We start from the raw sequence: 5,078 nt of genomic DNA, 5'->3' as shown, positions 1-5,078 counted from the left end.
ATTACTCGGTACTCTACACTAGATATGTAGACTCAATAACTAGCTTGACCTTACACGCCCAGTTAGGGTAAACTTCGATACGATCAAAGGTATTCCTATTTATGTATCCAAGTTCAGCGGATCATTTCTGTTTCTTACACCTATAAAAAAGGCTAAGCGCGACTCATCTATAAATACTATATAGCATTTTCTCCACTCATCAGTTACATTGAAGATTGTAATTGTCTTAAAAGTTTACATTTTTGCAACAAATGTACAATATAGAAAAAATACCTCTGGTTATAGCTGGTATAATAGTAAGTTTTCCCTACTATTATTTTACGTTTTTAACTATCTCTACTGCTTGTTGAGGACGATAAATTTATACCTTCTTAGCTATAGTATTTGAATAATGTTGGGTTTCGTGACAAGGGCCCAACCTACTGGCTTCAGGAATTGTGATGGCCGTCATGGTTAATGGTTAATCAGCTTTTTATTCTTAATTATGATAATTATAGCAATTCCAAAACAAGTGAGGTACATTTTCCTATTTACACTTATTTTTGGGAGGCAAAAATCCTTTAGACTCGCACTAGTAGGGGCGCAAGGCTTGCGCCCTTTAGCGCAAGGCTTGCGCCCTTTAGCAGAATTTAAGCATAAATACTGAAAAATCATGAGATATTTTGGTGGGCGTTCTAAATTTATAGCCAGTTTTTCAAGAAAATTAAATTCCTGTGTATTTTGTGCTCATCAGAAATAGGAGTATGTCAAAATAAGGAAAAGCGATCGCTCTTAGCAACAGTAATCATGGTAGAAACCCACAAAAAAACACAATTGAAAACACCAAGCCCCTATCAACTACGCACTGAATTAGAAACAGCTATAATAAAAGACCTACTAGGACCAGTGGGAGGGGAAACAGAAGAAATCACAGAAAGTAGTGTAAGCGATCGCTATTTAGTAGGTTTACTAGCGCCACAAAAACGCCTAATTACTCAAGCAGAAGCGGCAGCAGAACAAGACAGCACAGTTATTGCCGATGCCGGAAGCGCTGAAGAAGACTCCACAGACATTACTACTCCTCCGATAAATACCATGTTTCCCTCATCTTTGGGACTAACTTTTTGTGTCGATAGTCAATGTCATGCCATAACAATTCAGGCAAGTTGGGGAAGATATGAACGAGAAGAAAGCCAGGAAATTTTTAAGGAAAATGGAGACCCCATCAGAGTATGGCGACGTTATCCCATGACCGGGAAAACCCCGATAGAATTATCTGTAAATCAGTCCATACACTGGGTAGTAAATCCTGAACAGGCGCCAGAAGTATATGTAGAAGGAACAGTACGGAGATTAGATAATCAAGAATGGATTATTTCTCTATTTTTAGTAAATGCCCAAACTGAACCGAGTAGAAATAGAGATCGCGCCTGGCTATTTCAACCAGAATTAAAAGTAACAGCAGTAGATTCTAGTAATCCAGAGATTTTTGTTCGTAAACCCATATCTACGCCAATTAGTATGCTAAATCCTCTGAATCAACAGGAAAATCAACTAATGGCTATGTTATATCGCGACCAAATCGAGTTCGCCGTCGGACATGGTACTAGTGTGATAGCCAAAAAGGCTAATGATACCCACACTAAAGCTATTTCTTTGACTACTAGCATGATTCCTCGTTACGAAGTTGCCAAAACTCAACCACCATCAGTAGCAGAAATACCAGAATTAGCTGATTTAGTCTTAGATATGCAAAAATTAGCTGAGATTAACCCAGAAACACTATATAGTTTAACTAAAGCCTATGATAACTGGTTAAAAGAACAATATAAACAACTAGAAATAGACCCAAGTTTGGCTACATATCAAGAAACCGCCACTAAATCCCTAGCAGAATGCCAAAAAACCTTAACTCGTATCCAAGCAGGAATCAATACCTTAATTAATAATTCAGAAGCTAGAGAAGCTTTTGCCTTTATGAATCGTGCTATGTGGCAACAGCGCATACATTCTATATATAGTGAGAAAAAACGTAGAGGGGAAAAAGTAGAATTAACAGATATAGATATACCAAAAAATCGGAGTTGGTATCCATTTCAATTGGCTTTTGTGTTACTAAATATACCCAGTTTGACCGAGTTGAATCATCCAGAAAGAAGTAATCTAGAAAGCGCGATCGCCGATTTACTCTGGTTTCCCACAGGAGGAGGAAAAACAGAGGCATACTTGGGAGTAGCTGCCTACACTATGGGGATTAGAAGACTCCAAGGAATCCAGGGAGATAAACATCCCGCAGGCGTAACAGTATTGATGCGCTATACCCTACGTCTATTAACCTTACAACAATTCCAAAGGGCTACTACCTTAATTTGTGCCTGTGAAGCTATACGCCGAGAAAATGAAAATAAATGGGGTAGTGAACCCTTTCGGATTGGTCTTTGGGTAGGACAAAATAGCACACCGAACTATACATCAGGAAGTGAAGAATATGTGAAAAGAAGCCGAGGACAGGGAACATTTAGTCGAGGAGGATCCCCCCATCAATTGACTAATTGTCCTTGGTGTGGCCATGATATCGACAAAGGAAAAAACATTGAAGTAGAAAATGTAGACAAAGGCAGAGGCAGAACATTTATTAAATGCGGCGACCTCCTCGGACAATGTCAGTTTAGTCAAGGAGAAGGATTACCCATTTTAGTAGTAGATGAAGAGATATATCGTCGGTTACCAACTCTATTAATAGCTACAGTAGATAAATTTGCCCAAATGCCATGGAAAGGACCAGTACAAATGTTATTTGGCAGAATTAGTGGCTACTGCGATCGCCATGGCTTTCGTTCTCCAGATTTACCAGACAGCGACCACCATAAAGCTACTCGCCTTCATCCCGCCTCTCATACCGTCTCTCACCCACAACTACGTCCACCAGATTTAATTATTCAAGACGAATTACACCTAATTAGTGGCCCTTTAGGCAGTTTAGTGGGACTCTATGAAACAGCAGTAGATAGTCTATGTACCTGGGAACTCAATGGTAAAAAAGTATACCCCAAAATTATCGCCTCTACCGCCACGATTAAACAAGCTACTACCCAAGTACATAATCTCTTTGCACGCAAACTACAGGTTTTTCCTCCCCAAGCTATTAATATTCAAGACAACTTCTTCTCTCGCCAAAGACCAACCAACGAAGCTACACCAGGTCGAGTATATCTAGGTATTTGTGCTCAAGGTAGAAGAGTAAAAGCCGCAATCATCCGTGTATATATCGCCGCCTTAGCAAGTGCCCAATCTCTCTATGAAAAATATGGTGATTCAGTAGACCCCTGGATGACTCTCGTAGGCTATTTTAACTCCTTACGGGAATTAGGCGGCACTAGACGATTATTAGATGATGATATTCGTCTACGTTTAAATAAAATGGAAAAAAGAGGTCTCAGTAATCGTTTAATTAGAGAAATAGATGAGTTGACTTCTCGTAAAGATTCTACTGAGATTCCCCTGATTTTAGATAAGTTAGAAACTCCTTTTAAAACTCAGTCTAAAAAACAAAAAGTTAAGGGTAAAAAGCCTTTGGATGTGGTTTTGGCTACCAACATGATTTCCGTGGGAGTAGATGTAAAACGCCTCGGTATCATGGTAGTCTGTGGACAACCGAAAAACACCGCAGAATATATTCAAGCCACCTCTCGTGTTGGTCGTAGTTATCCAGGTTTAGTATTAACTCTATATAATTGGGCAAGACCCAGGGATTTATCCCATTATGAGAGGTTTACTCACTATCACGCCACTTTTTATCAGAATGTAGAAGCTTTATCCGTGACACCCTTCGCCCCAGGAGCATTATATCGCGGTTTAACTGCTTTGTTAGTATCTTTAATCAGACTCAATGAAACCAGTTTGAATGGCAATAAAGAAGCAGGAAAAATACAGCTAGACCATGCTAGTGTACAAGCCGCCGTAGAAGCGATCGCCAACCGCACCTGTCATATTGAAAATATTCAACAAAGTCAAGAAATAAGACGTATCCTCACAGAAAAACTAAAAACTTGGTACGATAATGCTCAAAATTTAATGGGTGGAAGTACTCTAGCCTATCAAAAAAGAGATGGAGAAAGTGTTGGCTTACTTACCCCAGCGATTGGGGATAAATGGGAAGAGTTTACCTGTCTTAATTCCCTGCGTAATGTAGAACCGAGTATTGGCTTAATTTTTACCGATCAACCTCCTGATGAAGATGGCGATCGTCTTCCTCAACCTTTTGGTCAAAAGAATGTTAATCAAGATCTAGAGAAATGAACTACAGGACCTTGAATTTATTAAGTAGTTTATATGTCAAAAAATACCATTAATTCTTACAGAGGAAGAACTAGAAGCCTTGATAAATAGGGGCGCAAGCCTTGCGCCCCTACAAGGGCAGCAATAAACTCAGACCCTCGCATCTTTATCACTCATTTACTTGTGGATGAATAATGAGTTTTGAAGTAATGAGTTTTGAAGTAAGAAGTAAGGAGTAAGGAGTAAGGAGTAAGAAGTAATGAGTAAGGAGTCTTGAAGTCTTGAAGTTTTGAAGTTTTGAAGTAATGAGTTAAAGAATTAATGCGATCGCCCTTAAAAATTGGTTGACACTCAAGACATATTCAGTATTTTGATAAAATAGTACTTTTGTTCTCTGAGGGGGTGAGTTTAATTAAAAAATCAATTTTGAATAAGGATTAGTTAGTACAATAGTACTGGTGCTTTGATCTAAGGCGATCGCTTTAAAGAGGGATAAAATAAGAATAAATTTTAGAAAACAAAGTCAATTAAGATATCTTCTGATTGGGTTTCTAATTTTTCGGGATCTTCAGCCCATTCTTGCGGAATATAACGAATATATTCGAGAATATAATTGAATTGTTTCATAATAATTTCTTTGCCAGACAACAGGATGAGGATTTTCAGAAATTTTTTTGATGTGTTTTGTTACACAAGATTTAAATCTAGCAATAAACGATGAACATCAGCATGGTTTTCGTTGTGGTGCAATCTAGTAGGGGCGCAAGGCTTGCGCCCCCTATGATTGGCTTGCGCCCCCTATGATTGGCTTGCGCCCCCTA

Annotated in this window: 1 protein-coding gene; it reads left to right on the top strand. The window is 38.8% G+C overall.

Features of this window, described 5'->3' with window-relative positions; translation table 11 throughout:
• Positions 1-720: 720 nt before the first annotated feature.
• Positions 721-4,278 carry a DISARM system helicase DrmA gene (drmA, locus tag MW688_RS24005; RefSeq protein ID WP_486738540.1) on the top strand — a complete coding sequence of 1,186 codons (3,558 nt, stop codon included), beginning with the start codon at positions 721-723 and terminating at the stop codon, positions 4,276-4,278.
• The last annotated feature ends 800 nt before the right edge of the window (positions 4,279-5,078 follow it).

It is taken from the genome of Johannesbaptistia floridana, assembly GCF_057440575.1.
The sequence above is the reverse complement of the archived record's forward strand: the minus strand, read 5'-3'. Positions and strand labels throughout refer to the sequence as shown.